General features: G+C 59.6%; 16 protein-coding genes. 7 read left to right on the top strand and 9 right to left on the bottom strand.

What is annotated here, in order from left to right:
- Nucleotides 1-137: 137 nt before the first annotated feature.
- Together ACFSKT_RS11470 and ACFSKT_RS11475 are read right to left on the bottom strand one after the other, a co-directional pair.
- Nucleotides 138-335, bottom strand: coding sequence for a hypothetical protein (locus tag ACFSKT_RS11470; RefSeq protein ID WP_377721144.1), 198 nt, complete (start codon nt 333-335; stop codon nt 138-140).
- Between the two features lie 22 nt (nt 336-357).
- Nucleotides 358-1,287 (bottom strand): methyl-accepting chemotaxis protein, encoded by a 930-nt coding sequence (locus tag ACFSKT_RS11475; protein ID WP_377721145.1) that lies wholly within the window; start codon nt 1,285-1,287, stop codon nt 358-360.
- Nucleotides 1,288-1,467: 180 nt separating this feature from the next.
- Between ACFSKT_RS11475 and ACFSKT_RS11480 the strand changes: the two genes are divergently transcribed.
- The 5 genes from ACFSKT_RS11480 (at nt 1,468) to ACFSKT_RS11500 (ending at nt 7,506) form a co-directional block, all read left to right on the top strand.
- Nucleotides 1,468-2,388, top strand: coding sequence for a MerR family transcriptional regulator (locus ACFSKT_RS11480; RefSeq protein ID WP_377721146.1), 921 nt, complete (start codon nt 1,468-1,470; stop codon nt 2,386-2,388).
- A 94-nt stretch (nt 2,389-2,482) separates the two neighbouring features.
- Nucleotides 2,483-3,475, top strand: coding sequence for a dimethylarginine dimethylaminohydrolase family protein (locus ACFSKT_RS11485; protein WP_377721147.1), 993 nt, complete (start codon nt 2,483-2,485; stop codon nt 3,473-3,475).
- 230 nt (nt 3,476-3,705) lie between these two features.
- A complete protein-coding gene (gene paiA, locus ACFSKT_RS11490) occupies nt 3,706-4,224 on the top strand; it encodes a spermidine/spermine N(1)-acetyltransferase (protein WP_377721148.1) in 519 nt (172 codons plus the stop codon).
- Nucleotides 4,225-4,436: 212 nt separating this feature from the next.
- The gene (gene spoVB, locus ACFSKT_RS11495) at nt 4,437-5,984 is read left to right on the top strand and encodes a stage V sporulation protein B (protein ID WP_377721149.1); all 1,548 of its coding nucleotides are present in this window, start codon (nt 4,437-4,439) and stop codon (nt 5,982-5,984) included.
- A gap of 133 nt (nt 5,985-6,117) precedes the next feature.
- Complete coding sequence (locus tag ACFSKT_RS11500; protein ID WP_377721150.1) at nt 6,118-7,506, top strand: MATE family efflux transporter; 1,389 nt, start codon at nt 6,118-6,120, stop codon at nt 7,504-7,506.
- A gap of 15 nt (nt 7,507-7,521) precedes the next feature.
- On the opposite strand, the gene ACFSKT_RS11505 is transcribed toward ACFSKT_RS11500, so the two are convergent.
- The 3 genes from ACFSKT_RS11505 to ACFSKT_RS11515 form a co-directional block, all read right to left on the bottom strand.
- Nucleotides 7,522-8,340 (bottom strand): carbohydrate ABC transporter permease, encoded by an 819-nt coding sequence (locus tag ACFSKT_RS11505; RefSeq protein ID WP_377721151.1) that lies wholly within the window; start codon nt 8,338-8,340, stop codon nt 7,522-7,524.
- Nucleotides 8,341-9,255 carry a carbohydrate ABC transporter permease gene (locus tag ACFSKT_RS11510; protein WP_377721152.1) on the bottom strand — a complete coding sequence of 305 codons (915 nt, stop codon included), beginning with the start codon at nt 9,253-9,255 and terminating at the stop codon, nt 8,341-8,343. It abuts the gene before it with no gap.
- 95 nt (nt 9,256-9,350) lie between these two features.
- Complete coding sequence (locus tag ACFSKT_RS11515) at nt 9,351-10,733, bottom strand: ABC transporter substrate-binding protein (RefSeq protein ID WP_377721153.1); 1,383 nt, start codon at nt 10,731-10,733, stop codon at nt 9,351-9,353.
- 169 nt (nt 10,734-10,902) lie between these two features.
- Here ACFSKT_RS11515 and ACFSKT_RS11520 point away from each other — a divergent pair, with 169 nt between their 5' ends.
- Together ACFSKT_RS11520 and ACFSKT_RS11525 are read left to right on the top strand one after the other, a co-directional pair.
- Entirely contained in the window at nt 10,903-12,453 is a 1,551-nt protein-coding gene (locus tag ACFSKT_RS11520; protein ID WP_377721154.1) for a helix-turn-helix domain-containing protein, read from the top strand.
- Nucleotides 12,450-14,060 carry a sensor histidine kinase gene (locus ACFSKT_RS11525; RefSeq protein WP_377721155.1) on the top strand — a complete coding sequence of 537 codons (1,611 nt, stop codon included), beginning with the start codon at nt 12,450-12,452 and terminating at the stop codon, nt 14,058-14,060. Before ACFSKT_RS11520 ends, ACFSKT_RS11525 begins: the two co-directional genes overlap by 4 nt.
- 252 nt (nt 14,061-14,312) lie before the next feature.
- Here ACFSKT_RS11525 and ACFSKT_RS11530 read toward each other — a convergent pair whose 3' ends face one another.
- The 4 genes from ACFSKT_RS11530 to ACFSKT_RS11545 all read right to left on the bottom strand — a co-directional run bounded on the left by ACFSKT_RS11530 (nt 14,313) and on the right by ACFSKT_RS11545 (nt 17,929).
- A complete protein-coding gene (locus tag ACFSKT_RS11530) occupies nt 14,313-14,882 on the bottom strand; it encodes a YdeI/OmpD-associated family protein (protein WP_377776316.1) in 570 nt (189 codons plus the stop codon).
- A gap of 60 nt (nt 14,883-14,942) precedes the next feature.
- Nucleotides 14,943-15,455, bottom strand: coding sequence for a DinB family protein (locus tag ACFSKT_RS11535; protein WP_377721965.1), 513 nt, complete (start codon nt 15,453-15,455; stop codon nt 14,943-14,945).
- Between the two features lie 81 nt (nt 15,456-15,536).
- Nucleotides 15,537-16,454, bottom strand: coding sequence for a helix-turn-helix transcriptional regulator (locus tag ACFSKT_RS11540; RefSeq protein ID WP_377721157.1), 918 nt, complete (start codon nt 16,452-16,454; stop codon nt 15,537-15,539).
- Nucleotides 16,455-16,600: 146 nt separating this feature from the next.
- Nucleotides 16,601-17,929, bottom strand: coding sequence for a type 2 periplasmic-binding domain-containing protein (locus ACFSKT_RS11545; RefSeq protein ID WP_377721158.1), 1,329 nt, complete (start codon nt 17,927-17,929; stop codon nt 16,601-16,603).
- Between the last annotated feature and the right edge of the window lie 443 nt (nt 17,930-18,372).

The following is an 18,372-nucleotide window of genomic DNA, read 5'->3' on the forward strand; positions in this document are numbered from 1 at the left end:
CAGGGCAACGCATATACGACGAACAGACTGCTCATCGCGAGCAGTCTGTTTTGCATGCTAACTCCATACCGGGGAGACGGCGAGACGCTGTCTCTTGTCCCCTCAGATGCGTACAATTCAGTCTTCCGCAGGCCCGGTCATCTCTTTCCGATCATCATCGCCTCAATTTGACTGTATGTCCGCCGCACGTGCTCGTCCTCCATGACGGCAGCGCCGAATTGACCTTTCAGATGAGCCAGCAATTCCCGATAATGACGATCTTTCTCCGTAGGTTCAAAACTTGAGCGGCTTACGGCCAGCGCATCTTGAATGTATTGTTGAAGCGTCCTTCTCACAACGAGCGCTCCCCTTTCGCGATTACAGGATTTCGGCAACCTTCCTGGCCTGCCGCTCCAGCTCGCGGGCGGCGAGGCCGATATCCGAAAATTCATCGACCGCCTGCCGTATCCGCTGCTGACTTCCCGTAATCGCGGACTGCGACCGCTTCGCGCGGCTGGCGATCTTCTCCGTCTGTTCGGTAATGCCGGCCAAGTGCGTCCGTACCTTCCTGGTCGATTCCTCGGCCTGCTTGGCGAGCTTGCGCACCTCCGCTGCCACCACGCCGAAGCCTAATCCATGCTCTCCCGCATGCGCGGCTTCGATCGCCGCATTAAGCGAGAGCAGGTTCGTTTGCGAAGCGACCTCGCGGATCGTGGCCATAAGCTCGCGGGCCACGCCGGCATTCTGCTCCAGCGTGGACAGAACCTTGATATTCTCATCCATGTCGGCCACCAAGCCGTTGATCGCCGCTTCAATCGCTTGACTGCTCGCAATGCCGCCTTCGGCGCGCGTCAGCAGGCTCTCCGCCATGGCTTGCAGGCGGCCGATCACCTCGACCGCCGCCTCTTCTCTCGCCGTAATATCGGTCGCCACTTTAATAATGCCTTGCACGCGGCCGGATTCATCGAATACCGGCGAATAAGTCGCCTCGAACCATAATACCCGCCCATCCTTCGCGACGCGCATCACTTTCTCCTGAAACGAACGTCCGCTGTTCAGCTCCTGCCACAGCTTCCCGTATGCCGGGCTGTTCGCGTATTCTGGCGTGCAAAATTGACGGTGCTTCATGCCCGGCAGCTCGGAAGGCGAGTACCCCATCGCCCGCGCGAAGTTCGCGTTCGCCCAGAGTACGTTTCCTTGATGATCGAACTCAATCATGGCAAGGGTATGTTCGACCGCCGCCATGGCCGCGCCGAGATCGAATACCTGCGTGCTGACATGCGGTTTGGGATGGATTAGACCCAACATGGTGCATCTCCTCTTAATTTAAGCAATTTTGTATAGATTGTGTATAGTATTTTGTGTAAAATTATACGTAAAGGCCTTTCGTTTAGCAAGCATTTCTTGTCTTCGATCGTTTAAAATGGCTCATTTGTGGGGAGACCGGATTTGCGAAGTTTAGGTATAATAGCATGGAGGTGAACGTGCATGTACAGCATCAAGAAGGTGTCGGAATTGACGGACATTCCGATCGTCACCATCCGGGCATGGGAGAATCGATATCAGATCGTTACCCCTTTGCGTACCGGCGGGGGACACCGTTTATATAGCGAGGCCGATATCGAGACCTTGAAGTGGATCAAAGCCCAGATGGAGCTCCATCAGCTCAAAATCAGCGAGATTGCGTTCCAGCTCAAAAATAACAAGACGGCTGCGACGACCGCGGATTTCGGCGTTCAAGCGGAACCCGGGATGGGATCGTCCTATTCGGAGCTCGGCGAACGGCTTTACCAGGAGCTGACCGCGCTCGACGCGGTTCAAGCCCATCGCACGATCGACTTCGCGTTCTCGATTTCTCCCTTCGAGGATGTGTTCCATCGCTTGTTGGCTCCGGTTCTGTACCGCATCGGCGATGCTTGGGAGAGCGGGCTGATCACGGTCGCGCAGGAGCATTTCGCCTCGCAGCTCGTCATGGAGCGATTCAACCAGTTTCACCGGATTCTGCCCGTGCAGGCGCACTTGCCGGCGGCGATCGCGTTCTGCCCGGAGGGCGAGCATCATCATATGGGGCTCATGCTCTTCAGCCTGTTCATGCGCCGCAAGGGGCTCGACGTCGCGTACTTAGGTCCGAATACGCCGCTCGCCGGACTATCCCAGCTCATTGCGTTGAAGCGCGCATCGATCGTCGCGGTGTCGGTCAGCGACCCGCGTCTGCTGGCGAAGCTGGAGGCATGGATCGAAGCCTGCCGGGCCGAGCATCCCGGCATCGCGTTCGTCTTGGGCGGGCAAGCGTTCCGCGATTGTCCGCCTTCGCTTGCCGAATACGCGCGATCCGGCGATCCGGCGGATTGGGAATCCTGGTACCAATCGACCGTGCTCCCGATTCGGCAGCGGGATGTTCGGGTGTAACAGACGCCGCGAATTTATTTCGCGAATTTATTTTATGAAATCGGGCTCCCCGTGGAAACCTTTACTAACGTCGTTGGCAAAGGAGAGCCGGAGCATGTCCCATTCTTATCCGCATCTATCCCGCAAACTCGTGAAGGAAGCCTTCCATGATTCGTGGCTGCAGCAGTCGATATGGGGTCAGCGCTGGGGCATCGACAACCCCGTCGGCCAAATCCAGCGGGTGCTCATGCATAAACCAGGGAAAGAACTTGCGGTCTTGCACGAGGCGGCTGATAAAATTGAAGCCGGTCCTCTGCTGCTCAACCGGATGAAACGCAACTCCGCTTCCGACCGGCCGTCCCCCTTGCCCGATCTCGAACGGGTGCACGCGCAGCATGCCGCCCTCGTTCGGGCGCTGGAGCAGAACGGCGCGACGGTCGATTTCGCGGACGCCGCAGATCGTACCGACTGGCCGGAGCGGATCTTCACGCGAGATTGGGGGATGATCGTCCCGGGCGGCGTTATCCTCTCCCGGTTCGCGCTGTACATTCGTCACGGTGAGACGCCAATAGCGGCGCAAGCTTTTGCCGGAATCGGCATCCCGATGATCGGGATGGTACAAGGACATGGTTTCGCCGAAGGCGGCAGCTTTATTATGCTGGAACCCGCCACGGCCGTCATCGGACGCTCCGAGCGCGTCAACCCCGAGGGCATCCATCAGATCCGGCAGCTGCTGGCGTTCCAAGGCATCGAGCTCATCGTCGTCGATCTCCCCGCATCGATCATTCATCTGGACGAAGCCTTCCTGATGATCGATCGGCATCGTGCGCTCGTGAACATCGCCCTGCTCCCCTTCTGGTTTCTCGAGGAGCTTGATCGCCGCGGCATCGAGATGCTGCACGTCGATCCGAGAGATCCGCCTTTGACGATCAACGGTCTGGCCGTAGCGCCCGGCCGCGTCTTGTTCGCCGAAGGGGGTGCCTACACGATGGACCTGCTGGCCCGCAATAACGTCGAGGTCATTCCCGTGGACGTGAGCGAGATTCAGAAATTAGGCGGCGGCATCCACTGCTGCACGCTTCCGCTGAAGCGGGCGGCGCTGCAGTAGCGGGTGCGGCCCGAACCAGCCCGCTCGGATGACGCGCAGCAACCCGGAACGCAGACGCGTACCGGGTTGTTTGACGTTGGGCCGAATCGATGCTCGCTTGACTGCGCATCACAAGCTTAGCGCATTTTTTTGTTGTAAATGCAACAATAATCGGGTATGATTTTTTAACCGCCGCTGAGGCTGAGTCTATCTATTTTCAAGAATACGCAACGACATGGAGGCCACAAATCGTGACGATTCACATCCAAGCATGCACCTTATCCGATCTTCGCTTGCTTCAAAATATCAGCATCGAGACCTTCCGCGACACGTTCCAGCACCAGAATTCGCCCGACACTATGCAGGCCTATTTGGATCGAGCCTTTAACGACAACCAGTTGGAGCACGAGCTGCGCCAGCCTTCTTCGGCCTTCCATCTGATTTACGCCGATGACGATATCGCCGGATATATGAAGATCAATCTCGACGCGGCGCAAACCGAAAACATGGGTTCTGACGCGCTTGAGATCGAACGGATTTATATCCGGAAGCAGCATCACGGTCAAGGGCTTGGCAAGCACCTCATCCATTATGCGACCGACATCGCCAGAGCACGGGGCAAAGCGAAAATCTGGCTCGGCGTGTGGGAGCACAACGAGCGCGCGATTGCCTTTTATAAGAAAATGGGCTTCGAACAAACGGGCGCTCATACGTTCCTCATGGGCGATGATGAACAACTGGACTTGATTATGACCAAGACGCTGGAATAGAACTGCGAGGGCGCTAGCGTCGAGCTGCCGGGTAGGTTTGCGTGCGAAAGTCACCGGAAGCATTTGGCTTTTCTGGCTTTTGGCCAATGCATTCACATAAGGGGATAGCTTCCGATCCGATACCGTTCTTCAGGGGGAGAAAAGGGATGTCCGCATGTTCGCCCAAGCCCGCGAATACAATGAAGTATTTGATCATCGGGAGGGTATGCCTAATGCCGCAGCCGTCGTCATCCTTCATCCAAGGAACGTTCGTGTTGTCCGTCGCCGCGTTCATCAACCGCATACTCGGGTTCGTCAGCGGGATGTATGTCGCCCGCCTGTTGGGCGCGGAGGGAATCGGTCTGCTCATGATCGCCCATCCGCTCGTGCCGCTCGTCATCACCCTTACGGAGCTCGGCCTGCCGGTCGCGATCTCCAAGCTCGTCGCCGAAGCCGACGCGCGCGGCGAGCACGCGAAGGTGAGACGAATACTGCGCGTCTCCCTCGCCGTCACCGGCTTCTTGAGCCTGACGCTGACGACGATTTCCCTGCTCGGGTCCGAATGGATCGCCTCCATCCTGCTGAGCGACCAGCGCGCTTATTACGCCATGCTCGCGATTACGCCGATCGCGCCGGTCGTCGCCGTGTCCGCCGTGCTTAAGGGCTACTTCCGCGGCAAACAGCGGATGCAGACCATCGCCGTGTCCGACGTGCTGGAGTATACCGTGCAGATCGCGTGCGTGCTCGCCTTGGTTCACCTGCTGATGCCGTACGGCATCGCCTACGCCGCGGCCGGCGCGATGGCCGCTTCGGTCATCAGCGAAGCGTTCAGCTTGCTGTTCCTCCTCGCGAGCTACAGACTCAGACGCGATGCCCCTTCGCCCGGCGAGACGTGGTCGAGCCATCTCAAGCAGGGCCGCCCCACGCTCTCGGAGCTGCTTCGCATCGGCCTGCCGACGACCGGGCACGGGGTCGTCCAATCGCTGTACGGCGCCTTTCAGCCGCTGCTGATTACGACCAGCCTGGCGCTCGCCGGGATCGGCACGGCGATGGCGACCCAGCAGTTCGGCATGCTCGCCGGCTTCGCGTTCCCGCTGCTCTTCATGCCGAGCTTCATTACGCATTCCTTGTCCACGGCCCTCATTCCCGCTATCAGCGAAGCGGCCGCGAACAAGAACAAGCTGCTCATGCATGAGCGAATGGAGCAGGCGATGCGTCTGGGCCTCCTAATCGGAGCGCCGGCGACCGTCATCCTATTCGTCTGGGCCACGCCGCTCACCACCCTCATCTACCATGCGCCGGAGGCCGGACCGCTGCTCCGCATCCTAGCGCCGATGTTCTTCCTGCACTATTTCGATGCGCCGCTGCACGCCATTCTGCTGGGTCTGGGCCGCGCCAACGCGTCGTTATGGAACTTCGTTATCGCCACGGCCTTCAAGACGGCCGCCATCTTCGTGCTGGGCAGCAAGCTCGGCATCGAAGGCGTCGCCTACGGGCTGGGCATCGGCATCGTGGTGCAGACCATCCTGAATTTCTTCTCCATATCCGGCGCGATCGGGTTCTATTGGAATATCCGTCCTTATTTCCGCGTCGGCCTCTGCATGATCGTCATGGCGCTGTGCGGCCAGGCGGGCATGCGTTATCTGGGGAATCTGGGACTGCCCATGCTGTGGTGCGTCATCGGTTCGATCGCGCTCTCGCTGCTCGTCTATCTCGTCGCCCTGTTCTTCTCGGATCCGCCGGAGCGCAATCGCAAGGCGCAATTCTCGTGGGGCGGATAAACGCTCTCTCCGAACCCGATCGGCAAAAGATCTAAACAATCTACCGGAACATCTTTAGTTCTTCCCTTCGATCGGGGCAGCGGACCTGTTAGTATAACGGGTAAATCCGATCGTGAGGTAAAGGAACCCAACCATGACCGCTCTCACCGAACAACGCCACGCCCGCATGTCGACTCTATTCGCCTTGACTTGGCCGATCTTGATCGAGCTGGCTCTGCATATGCTGATGGGCATCGTCGATACGTATATGCTCGGCCAATTCAGCGACCAAGCCGTCGCGGCCGTCGGCGTCGTGAACCAGCTCAACAATACGATGAATCTGCTGTTTACTGTTGTCGCGGCAGGAACGACGATCGTCATCGCGCGCCGCATCGGGGCCGGCGAACGCGCCGGCATTCCCCGGTTTGCGGCGGCGGCGCTGACGATGAACCTTGTATTCGGCCTCATCATCAGCCTGCTGCTGCTGGGCGCCGGAGGTTTCTTGCTCCGTCTGATGGGGCTGCAAGAGGAGCTAATGCCCTACGCGATGCCGTATTTGAACCTCACCGGCGGGTTTATTTTCGTGCAAGCCTTGCTGCTGACCGCCTCGGCCGGACTCAAGAGCCATGGCATGACGCGGCACGTCATGTACGTCTCGATCGCGATGAACGCGATCCATATCGCGGGCAACTATATCGCGCTGAACGCTCCTTTCGGCCTTCCGGTGTACGGCGTGCACGGCGTAGCGGTATCGACGGTCGGCAGCCGCGCGATCGGATTGGCGATCATGCTCGTCTTGCTGCTGCGGGCGCTCGATCGGCTGCCGGACTGGTCCGATTTCGTGAAGCTGCGCATGGAGCCGATCAAACAATTGCTCGGCATCGGCATCCCCTCGGCCGGCGAACAGCTATCGTACAACGTCTCGCAGCTCGTCATCACGGGGTTCATCGCCACGCTTGGCGTGACGGCGATGGTCACGCGCGTGTATACGTTCCATATTATCTATCTGATCACGCTGTTCTCGCTGGCGATCGCGCAAGGGACGCAAATTTTGGTCGCCCGGCTCATCGGCGCTCGCGATCATGGCGGCGCGTACCGGGTCGGCTTACGCAGCCTCGCGTGCGGCATCGGGATTAGCGTCCTGATGGCCGGCTTCTATAATCTGATCGGCGGCTTCCTGCTCGGCTTGTTCACGAACGATCCCGAGGTGATCGCGCTCGGGCGCAAGCTGCTGCTGCTCGCGTTCCTCCTGGAGCCCGGGCGCGCCTTCAACCTGATTCTGATCAGCGCGCTTCGCGCCGCGGGCGATGTCCGGTATCCGGTCTATGTCGGCATTATCTTCATGTGGGGCCTTGCGGTCCCTTCCGCTTATTTCTTCGGGATCCATATGGGCCTCGGACTGCCGGGCATCCTAGCCGCCTTCGTCGTGGATGAATGGACGCGGGGTCTGATGATGGCGTATCGCTGGCGGAAGAGGAAGTGGGCCGACCGGCTAACAGTACGGGCGGCCCTACCAGCGAGCAGACGAACAATCGAACGTTGATGCCGTGCCCGTGTCTTACCCTTTGACCGAACCGGCCGTCAAGCCCCGGATGAAGCTTTTCGACCCGAGCGCGAACAAGACGAGCACCGGCAGCGTGCCGATCGACAGGCCCAGTATTTGCGCCGCAAGGTCGGTTCGGTACGCGGAGCCCAGCGTCGTGATGCCGAGCGGGATCGTGTACATTTCCGGCTTGTTGATGATGATGAGCGGCAGCAGATAGTTATTCCACGACCAGAGGAAGACGAGCAGCGACAGCGTCGTGACCGCGGGGAATATAAAGGCCAGCACGATCCGGAAAAAGATCCCGAGATCCGAACAGCCGTCGATGCGCGCGCTCTCCATCACCTCCGCCGGAACCGCGCCGCGGATGAACTGCGTCATCCAGTACACGCCGAACGCGTTCGCCACCCAAGGCAGGATAAGCGGCATCAGCGTGCCGGAAAGGTTGAGGTAACGCATCTCGATGACATAGGCGACGAGGCCGAGCTGCCCCGGAATCATCATCGTCAGCAGCACCGCCGCGAAAATTTTGGACTTGTACCGGAATTCGTACTTCGCGAACGCGAATCCGGCGAACGCGCTGACGAACACCGACAGCACCGTGCTGGCGGCCGAGACGACGATACTGTTCCAGTAGGCCAGATCGAAGCGGCTCGCCATGACCGTCTTCAGGTTCTCCATCAGGTAGTTGCCCGGGATGAGCACGATTTGCGCGAAGAGATCCTCGTTCCGGTACGTGCCCATGACGACCATAATATAGAAAGGCAGCAGCGCGATAACCGACAACAGCGCAATGCCGGTCGTCGCGATCAACGTGCGCGATCGTATGCTCATTTACGACTCCTCCTTGTAAAACTTGGTGCCGAGAAACGAAAACGCCGCGATAATGACGCACAAGCCATAAGCGATCGCCGAACCAAGCCCGTAACGGGTCGTGCTGCCGAACGCCGTGTCGTACATGTTCCAGACGGTCGTCAGACAGCAGCGCTCCGGGCCGCCGATGACCGCGGAAGCCGAGCCCATGCCCGCGCCGCCGAGCAGCAGCATCGGCTCCTCGAGCAGTTGAAATCCTCCGATAATGCCTGTGATGGCCACGAAGGTCGTGACCGGACGAAGCAGCGGCAGCGTAATGGTCCAGAACGCTTTCATGCCGGTCGCCCCGTCGACGGCCGCCGCCTCGTGCAAATCTTTCGAGATATTGGCCAGACCCGCCAGGTAAAAGATCATCGTGTAGCCGAACCCTTTCCAAAACAGCATCAGCACGATGACGATGCGCGCATAGAGGGGCTCGCCGAGCCAATAAATGCCTTCGTCGATAAGGCCGAATTCGAGCAGCACCTTGTTGACGAACCCCGCTTGCCAGTCGAACAGCAGGTTGAACATGAGGCCGACCGCGACCGGCGTCACGATGTAAGGCAAGAAGTTGACGAGCTGGAAGAAGGCTCTCCACTTCACGAATTTGCTGTAGAGCAGCGCGGCGAGCGCCAGGCCGAACGCCATCTGCAGCGGCAGCGACACCGCCACGAACAGCAGCGTGTTCCCGACCGATTGGAAGAAATAAGAATCGGGGTTGAATAGGAACGCGTAATTATCCAGCCCGACGAACGTCTTCTCGCCGATTCCGTCCCAGCTCGTCAGACTCACGTAGAACGAGAACAGGATGGGAATCAGGCCGAAGGCCACATAGAACAGCATGTACGGCGACAGAAACAGGTAGGGCACCCATCTTCGCTTCGCGGCATTCATCATTCCCCACTCCGATCATTTGTTTGTTCGTTGGAAGCTGCGCCAAAGAGCGGCCGCCCGGCCGCTCCCAGCGTCTCCTTTGTGTATATGGTTCGCCGTTATTCGAACGCGATATCCGGCGCTTTCGCTTTCAGCTCTTTTTGGATCCGCTCCATCGCCTGCTCCGCGCCGAATTTCTTGTCCTTCGCGAGCGTCTGCAGCACGATGTTCATCGCTTCGTCGAGCACCTGGTCGTTCACGTTCTCGGCCACGTCGGTCGTAACCGCGGAGATGTCGTTGAAGAATTTCTCCCCGATATCCTGGCTGCCGAAGTTCGCCCACGTCCAATTCGAGAACGCCGGATCTTGGTACGCCGCCTTGAAGTGGGTGAATACGCCGTCTTTCTTCTGCGCTTCCGCGCCTTTCTGGGTCATCGAAGTGAATTCAATCCACTTCCATGCAAGCTGGGCGTTCTTCGCGCCTTTCGGAATGCCGTGCGACGAGCCGCCGCGGATGTAGCCGCCTTCGGGAGCGACCATGAGCGCCCAACGGTCCGGCTTCTTGTCGTTCGGACTGATCACGTATTGCGGCATCCAGACGGGGCTCGGCGTAAACATGTATTTGTCGCCGCCGAACGACGCGTTCCAGGCCGGCGTCCATTGATCGAGCTTGTCGACGATTCCCGCGTCGCGGAACTGAACGAGCCGCGTCACGATTTGCTGCAGCTGCGGGACGTTCAGCTTGTTGCCGTCGAAGTACGACGCGTCCCGCTGGCCTTTCAGAATATCGTAGACGCCACCGAGGCTCGGGAACATCATGACCTTGCCGCCGCTCTTCTCCAGCACTTCCTTGCCCTTGCCGATGAATACGTCCCAATCCGTCAAGAGCGCTTCCAGCTCCTCGGGATTGTCGGTGCCCAGGTACTCCTTCGCCAGCGTCTTGACGTAGGCTAGACCGGCGACGCTCATATCGTCCGGAATGGCGACCAGGTGGTCGTCCACCGCGAATACCGGCGCGTCGTATTCGAACAGCAGGTTCCGGTCGGCCTTATACGGCTCGGCTTCCAGGTTCTCGAGAATATCCATATTGAAAATCTTGGCCTTCTGGCCGCGCTCGATCCGGATCGCGTCCGGCAGCTCGCCGCCCGAGGCGATCGTCGTCTGCAGCTTCTGCGGCACGTCCGCCGCTTCGACCTGCACCCGCTTGATCTTGATGCCCGGATACTGCTCCTGGAATGCGGCCAGCGCGGTCGGATGTTCCGGTTCCCACGTCCAGAGCACGAATTCCCCGGACAGCTCGTTCCCGCCGGCTTCCGCCCCGCCGTTATTCGCGCCCTCCGCCGCCGGCGCGTCAGTCCCCGCGTTGCCGCCATTGCCTCCGTTATGGCCTCCATTATTGGCGGCATTCCCGCCGCTATTGCCCGCGCATGCGGCAAGCAAGCCGGCAAGCATCAACACGGCGATGGCCAGCGCCATGCCCCTGCCCCATTTCGATTTACGCATCCCCAATCCTCCCCGCAGCTTTTGGTTACGTTTACAAGCATACCGGAACCGTCATGAAAGCGTAAACATTGCAAACCTGCACTTTTGGTCGAGATCCTGCACTTTGCTTCAACGCCCTAAGCCGCTGCGGTATAATCAACCTACATGCTGACGCGGGAGGTCGTAATAGATGAAGGTCGTATTGGTGGATGACGAACGCATCGCGCTGGATCACATGCGAACGCTGATTCCGTGGGAAGACATCGGCTACGAAATCGCGGCGGCGGCCACGAACGGCCGCAGCGCCTTGCGGCTCTGCGAAGAGCATCGGCCCCAGATCATGGTCGTGGACATCCGAATGCCGGTCATGGACGGGCTCGAGCTGATCCAGGCGGTAGCCGAGCGCGGCTGGGGCGTCAAATTCATCGTGATGAGCGCTTACGAGGATTTCAATTACGCCCGGCAGGCGATTTCGCTCGGCTGCGTCTCAAGCTATCTCGTCAAGCACGAGGTCGATCGCGAGAAGCTCGTGCGCGAGCTTGCGAAAGCCAAGCACGCTTGGGAGCTCGACGAGCGGCAGCGGCAGCTCGCCCGCTCCGAGCAGCTCAAGGAAGCGTTCCTCCGCGGCGGCCGCGCATCCCGCGAACCGTTCGGTAGACCGCCGCTGTGCGCGCTGTTCCTGCAGGCGGACGCGCCGTTCGCGCCGATTCCAACCGCCGCCGAACCGCAGGACGCCGGCGGAACCATCGGCTGGACGGAAGCATGCAGGCAGATGGCGGAGCAGAGCGGCTGGGCGCGGATCGGGGAATTCTCGCACGGGGCAGGCCGGTTAGTCGCGCTGTTCGAACAGCACGACAGAGGCGCCCCGCTGCAGCGAGACGCCTTCCGCGCGTTCGCCTCGGCGCTGCAGCGCAAACTCTGCGACCTGCATAGCCGCACCATATCGCTCTACTATGCGTTCGAATGCGCCGACGGCGCGCACCTGCCCGAAGCGATGCGGAAGGCGGAATACGCGGCGCGGCACGCCGTCTTCGCCGGCCGGGGCGCCCTTGCGTGCGCAGACGATCTGCCGCTGCCAAGCGCCGCGACGGCCATGGACGTTCATGGTCGCAGCCGCTGGCTCGACGAGTCGGCCTCCTGCCTCAAGCAAGACGATTTCGTCGGTTTTGAAACCGCTGTCACGAAACTGTTCGACGACCTTGCGCGGCCGGTATGGGACCTGCCCGGCCTGTACGAAGCCGTCGGCGCGCTGAGCGTCTTGTACCGCGATCGGCTGGCGGCCGCCGGACTGCCGGAAGCCGATCCGCTCGATCCTCGGGTCGCCGGCCCCCTGTACGACGCGGCCGCGATCCGAGAACGGCTTATCCAAGCGTTCGGCGCGCTGCGCGAGCAGGGCACGGCGGCCCTCAGGCGGTTGTCGCCGAAGCTGCTGCAGGCGCTGCGCTTCCTCCATGCCCACTTCCAAGACGACATCGGGATCGAGGACGTCGCGCAGGCGAGCGGGATCAGCGTAAGGTATGTGCACGATCTGTTCAAACGCGAGCTGTGCCGCACGTTCCTCGACTATCTGACCGAATACCGTGTCAAGCAGGCCAAGCTGATCCTCATGCGCGAGGACGCCAAAATGACGGAAGTGTCCGCCCGCGTCGGCTACCGTTCGCCCCAGCATTTCAGCCAGGTGTTCAAGCGGCTGACCGGTATGCTCCCCCATCAGTTCCGCGCGGAGGAGCGTGCCCGATGACCCGGCTGCGGACCGTCATCTTCCGCCGTATCGTGCTCGTCGCGGCCATCAGCTTCCTGCTCTCGGCAGGTTTCACGTATTACTACTACAATCATATTCTGATCGGCCAGATGATGCAGGAGGACAAGGCGAAGCTCAGCCAGACCGTCCGCCAGCTCGACTATATGTCCGATGACATCTCGAATTTCACGCTGACGCTGATCATCGCCGAACGGGTGCAGCAATTCTACAAAACGTACGATCGTCTCGACACGTTCGATCAGTTCAAGTCGCTGCAGGACACGTTCACGTTCGTGGACGGCTACAAGGGGCTGCGCAAGGAAGTAACGAGCTATGCGCTCGTGCTCCCGGACGGGCGCGCGTTCTGGAACGTGGCGGGCAACGACGGTTATTTCGGCGAGCGCTTGAAGGAGCCGTGGTACTTGAATTTCATCCGCTCCGACGCCGAGTTCGGCTTCACGCGGCCGCACCGGATGCTCGCGGACCAGACGCCCGATTCCGACACGGCCATCATCAGCTATGTCGTGACAGTACGCGACATCGAGAAGCCCGGCCGGACGATCGGCCGGTTCATCGTCAATCTCGATTACAGCCACTTTCAGGCGCTGCTCGACTTTAGCCCGTTCGGCAACCTCGCCTGGCTTGACGAATCCGGCGGCGAGCTGTACGCCAAGCCGAGCCGCGGCGAACCTTCGGCCGTCGATCTCGTGCGCGAGCTGGGGGACGCCGCCGAGAAGGAAGGCGCCTTCCGCGTGAGCAACGGCTATCTGCTCGTCGAGCGATTCGAATCGACCGACTGGCGGCTGGCCACGTTCATCTCGCAATCGTCGTTGTTCGATCGGGCCAAGATCGTCTTGTACCTGCTCGCCTTCTTTACCTTGGTCAGCACCTCGCTCATCCTGGCGCTCATGATGCCGGCGATCTTCCGCATCACGCGGCCGATCATGCGGCTGTATCATGCGATGAACGCCGTGTCGAGCGGCAACCTGCAGACGTTCGTGCGGATCGAGACCGGGGACGAGCTGGAGAAGCTCGGCACCGGGTTCAACCGGATGACGAGCCAGCTGCGGACGCATATCGAGGAGTCGATCCGCCACGAGAAAGACAAGCGCGAGCTCGAGATGGAGCTGCTGCTGTCGCAGCTCAATCCGCATTTCGTGTACAACACGCTGAACGCCGTCATTTACATGGCCCAGAAGCAAGGCAACGCGGACATCGCCCGCATGGTCTCCGCTTTCATTCGCGTGCTGCAGGACGCCGTGAAAATAGGCGGCGATCAGTCGCTCGTCCCGCTGAGCGAAGAAGTCGCGCTGCTGCGGAGCTACATCGAGATCCAATCGTTCCGGTACGCCGACATGTTCCGGGTGGAGTGGGCCTTGGAAGAGCGCTCGCTCGATTGTCTCGTGCCGCGCGTCCTGATCCAGCCGTTCGTCGAAAACGCCATTTTTCACGGCATCTGTCCAAAGGATGAGCCGGGCACGATCCGAATATTCGCTTCGGAGGCGGATGGGGCGCTGCTGATTCGGATCGAAGATGACGGCATCGGCATCGAGCCGGATCGGCTGCATACGATCTGGGAACCGCGCGAGAAGAAGGGCAGCCCCTGATTAAGGCACATCGGCCTCGGCCACACGAAGAAGCGGCTGGAGCATTGGTTCGGCAGCCAGGCGTCCGTCCAGATCGAGAGCGCCATGGGTCAAGGCACCTGCATCATGATCCGGCTTCCGAAGCGGAGCGACGGCATAACGGCATAAAACGGGATATGGAAGTGTGAACCCCCGAATCGGCGGCCATCATGCCCAAAGAGGCGTCGCGAACATCATCCGAGATGATGTTCGCGACGCCTCTTCTATTGCGCCTCAATAATCGAGAAGCCGCCCAGAATCGTGCCATTGACCAACCATTTTATTAACCTTCGTATTCGCGATCAATTTGTCCAGCCGCCGCTGGAATACATCCGGCTCGTGCTTCATGCTTTGGATCGTGTCGATCCGAACGCGTCGATAGAGCGCGGGGAAGGCAGAGAAATTCGCATAAACCTGCCGGTCCTCTTTCAGCCTCTGTTCGATCACCCGATCGATTTCGAACGATTCGAGGCGCATGTCGGGAAGAACCTTTCTTCCTGCATCGGTCATATGCCCCAGCTTCTCGAGACGGCGGACGCGTTCTTTATTCAATTCCGTCCACGAGCTTCTCTTGCTCCTCGGAGACAGCCTCTGCGCGGTCTGCCCGCCCGGCAGCTTCTTCTTGACGCTATCGATCCATCCGAAGCACAACGCTTCTTCGACCGCGTCCAAGTAGAGCAGCGTCTGCGGGCTTGGCGTCATGCGAACGGCGACCCAGCAGCATGCGGCGGTCCGGCTGTTCGCCTGCAGCCAGTTCCGCAACTCTTCTCTCGACGCGACGGTCAGCAGCGGATCCGTTTCCATTTGCGCGCATCTCCTCTCTAGGCTTGGCGTATCCTTGCTGCCCTCTTCCGGCACCCTCGACTAGATGGACCGCGCAGGCTCCTGATACCAGAAAAGCGCATAGTCGTGCATAACGGAGGCATGGCCGAGCTGGCGCAGCATGGTCGACACGTTGCCTCTATGGTAGGTCCCGTGATTGACCAGATGCAGCACGATCTCCGATAAACGCGTCTGGCGCAGACCGGCGAATGGATTGTCCAGCAGGATCGTTCGTTCCAGATCGGCCTCGCTTTCGAACCATGCGCCGAATTGTTCCGATAACCGGGCGAAGAGATCGACGTATTCGTCTACCGTATGCAGGATGTTCGCATTTAGCGGCATGCCGGTTTGCACCGCCTCTGGCATGCCCATGCCCGTTAACACCAGATACCATGTACGATCGACCGCATAAATATGGGAGAGCGCGTGGGCAATGGTAGGAAACGAGCTGTTCACCTCTTGACTTAGCACGGAGGACGGGAGTTCCTTGAGTCTCTCCAAGATCGTTTGGTTGGCCCATGCGTGATAGCGATACATTTCCGCGGGATGATTCATCATTTGGTAACCTCTCCTTTTGACTTGCGCTGAATTTGCTCTACGTGATCATTATAAAAAAAGAAGTATGACAACAGACTGTCATACTTCTTCGTAATGTTTCAGCGCGGACTGCAGCCGTTCTTTCAAGATGCCGCGCAGCGCACGAGGCTCGAGCACTTCGGCATCGCCGCCGAAGCTGAGCAGGATGGACCAGAGCCATCGTGCCTGCAAAGGCTGGTATACGGGAATCCGTATCGTCATGCCGCCATCGGCATGGAATTGCTTATCCGCCCGGGAGAACTGATCCATCGCTTCCGCCAACCCTTCGGGTCCCACCCGGATGACGACGCTCTCCACCTTCTCTTGCCATGCCCCATCCGTCCATGCGGTCTCGTTCGGCGCCTCTTGATGCGGCTGGAACGTATCCGGCGTCGGCGCCAAATGCAGCATCCGGGATAGCCGGAACTCCCGGTAATCCCGCCGCGCTCGGCAATACCCATATACGTACCACTCGCGATGCTTAAAAAGAAGCCGCACCGGTTCCATCTCGCGCGAGGTTCGCTCATTCTTCGCATTGATGTAATCGAACCGGACGACCGTCCGCTCGGCAATGGCCGCCCGCAGCCGAGGCAGCGCGCCCGGCTCCGTGCGACGGGTCTCCAGATCCACCGCCAGACCGGGAATCCGGTGCTCCGTCTCGATCGCCTGCAGCCGATCGATCGTGCCCTGCGCGCGCTCGTCTTCAAACACGGAAGAGAGGCTGCCGAGCACGGTGACCAGGGAAGCGACATCATACGAACCGAGCAAGCTGCGGTCCATTTTGAACCCGTCCATCATGCCGTACCCGCCATTCATCCCTTGATACGAGACGATCGGGAAACCCGCGGCGCAGATGACATCGATATCCCGGTAGATCGTTCGGGGCGACACGTGAAACTCTTCGGCCAGCGCGGTGGCCGAGACGACTTCGCGGTTCAACAGCTTGTAGATAATCGAGATCAATCGTTCCAATTTCATGCGCATCCCCGCCCATTCACCCGTTATAGCTCACTCGCCCTATAATAGCACAGGCTAGTCGGGGGATGCTCCCCTGCTTCTTGCCATGTCCCAACGGCAAAACACTCCAGCCCGTGACTCGGGCAGGAGTGTGTGCTCATCGCTTGCTATTGCGCGGAACCCAGCTGAATCCACGCTTGCTGGATTTCCTCGACCGCTTGATCCTTCGTCTTCGACTTGCCGATATAGGCTTGCATGATCTCGCCGAATTTCTGATGGAACGTATCGAGCGAGTAGTTGACGGACAGATCGCCGGACTTCTCGGTCTTCAGAATCTCGTCCATTTGCTTCGGCATGTCGAGCTCCGGCAGCGGCGCGTCCTTGATCGGCGGGATGACCTTCGCCACTGTGGAGAACCAGCCTTTGCCATAGTCGGACGTGTACAGCCAGTTGAAGAATTCGATCGTCTCTTTGGCTACCGCCGAATCCTTGTTGATGCGAAGCGCTTGGTCCGCGCCGGTAATGATCTGCGCCTGCTCCGCCTTGTCGCTGACCGGATAGCCCATGATGCCGAGCTCGAAATCCGGCGTGATTTTCTTGATCGCTTCTTCGTCCCATGCGCCCTTGCCCGTCAGGATCGCGGCTTTGCCGGCCGCGAAGTCGCTCACCTGGGCGTTGCTGTCGCGCTCAAGCGGCTTCGGCGTGCCGTGCGCCACCGTCGTGTCGATGAAGCTGAAGAAGTTGTTGTAGAGCAGCGGATGATCCTGGAACTTCGCTTCGCCGGCGATGAACGCCTTCACGAGCTCCTGCGCGCTTTGGCCCGCGTCCTGCGCGGCCGCGTCGACGTAGTGCTGGAAGATGTGCTTCCATACCCACCACTCTTTGTAGGCATTCGCGAACGGCGTGACGCCTTTGGCTTCGAGCTTCGCGATCGCGTCCTCCAGCTCGGCGGTCGTCTTCGGCGGCGCCGCGATGCCCGCGTCGGCGAACAGCTTCTTGTTGTAGATCAAGGTGAACAGATTGCCCTTCACCGGCAGGCCGAGCACTTTGCCGTCCGTGGACGTCATATTCGCACGCACCGCGTCCGTCATCGCCGCAGCCAGCGGCTCGTTCGTCAGGTCGGCGCTGTATTCGGCGAACGTATCGATGTCGCCCCCGGCCGTCGTCTGGAACACGTCCGGCGTGCTGCCGGCCGCGATTTTGGATTTCAGCACCGTATTGTAGTCGGCCTGCATGATCTCCAGGTTGATCGTCACGTTCGGTTTGACTTTCTTATATTCCTCGATGTAAGCGTTGAAGGCCTGCGTATATTCCGGCGATGCGGTAAACATATTGATCGTGACCGGCTTGGACGCGTCCGCCGCTTCGCCCGCATTGGCACCCGCATTCCCGTTCGCGCCCGCCGCGTTGCCGCCGTTATTATTGCCGCCGCAAGCGGACAGCAACGCCATCGTCATCGCCATGCTCAATGACAGCGCCATCATTTTGTTCTTCATGTCTACGCCCCACTTTCGTTATCGGTTGAACCTCTCGATGCCTATTCTAAAGAAAGCGGCGCGCGATCGAAATGCACATAAGTGAAGTGTTAAGGGTAAAAAAGTGTTCTCCCTCTTCCGCCCTCGGCTTAGCCGTCAGGTTAAGTAGGGCTCCGCCCCTTTGACCCCCCTTTTGGTGCTCCCTCCCCCTTCCCCCTCCGCTGAGGGTAACCAAAGGACTAAGCGTAAGCTTCCGAAGCAGTTTTCCTCCGGAAAACTTTTACCTCTGGACTCCCTATTTCGTGCTTGCACGTTTGTTCGCGGTTGGCGGGTAGGCTTGATCGAGGCACGCTTTTGTCCTGTCGGACAAAGCTTCAGTGGGGTTTTAAGGCAATTATTAGACATAAACCTGTCACGGATGGCTTCACCCGACTTTTTCCTTAACCTGACAGCATTGCTCTCGG

The sequence above is a fragment of the Paenibacillus xanthanilyticus genome (assembly GCF_042682185.1).
GTDB classification, from domain to species: Bacteria; Bacillota; Bacilli; order Paenibacillales; family Paenibacillaceae; genus Paenibacillus_Z; species Paenibacillus_Z xanthanilyticus.